1 protein-coding gene is annotated in these 672 nt (G+C 73.1%); it reads right to left on the bottom strand.

Annotated elements, in window-relative coordinates; all coding sequences use genetic code 11:
- On the bottom strand, positions 1-553 hold a 553-nt coding region (locus tag AC1D12_RS34760; protein ID WP_477845592.1), incomplete at its 3' end, for a PhnE/PtxC family ABC transporter permease.
- Positions 554-672 lie beyond the last annotated feature (119 nt).

Consider the following 672-nt stretch of genomic DNA (forward strand, 5'->3'; position numbering starts at 1 on the left):
GCGTCGCACACAGGAACACGCGCAGGCGGCCGGCGCCGCGCACGCGCAACGCGAGCGCCGGGCCGGGCGCCGCGTTCTCGATGCTCTCGGCGAACAACCGGCCCAGCACGCCGGTCGTGTGCAAGGCCAGCGCCAGCGTGCCGGGGAACGGGCCCAGCCCGGCCGCGATCAGCAGCAGCGAGGCCCACACCAGCTCGGGGATCGAACGCAGCGCGTTCAGCAGCAGGCGTGCGCCGCCGTGCAGCAGCGCCACCACCCGCCCTCCGCGGGCGCTGGCCGGCAGCGCCATGCACACCCCGGCAGCCGCGGCGAGGACGGTGCCGAGCAGCGACATCGCGATCGTCTCGCCGGCCGCCTCCAGCGTGCGCCGCAGGAACGCGGGAGACATCTCCGGCGGAAAGAAGCTGGCACCGAACCCGGCCAGCTTGACGAGCTCGGACGGCGCGAAGAATTCGCGCCAGTGCAGCCCCAGGCTCGCGAAACTCGCCACGACCAGCGCCAGCACGCCGGCCAGCACCAGCCACCCGGACCACGACCGTTCGGGGCGCGTCATGCCATCACCCGCCGCAACAGCGCGCTGACCCGATCGCTCGCCCACACCAGCGCGACGAACACCAGCAGGATCGCACTCACCTCACTGCCGGCGAACATCTTCGCCGAGCTGTCGAGCAT

The organism is Rhizobacter sp. P1_G5 (assembly GCF_056405435.1).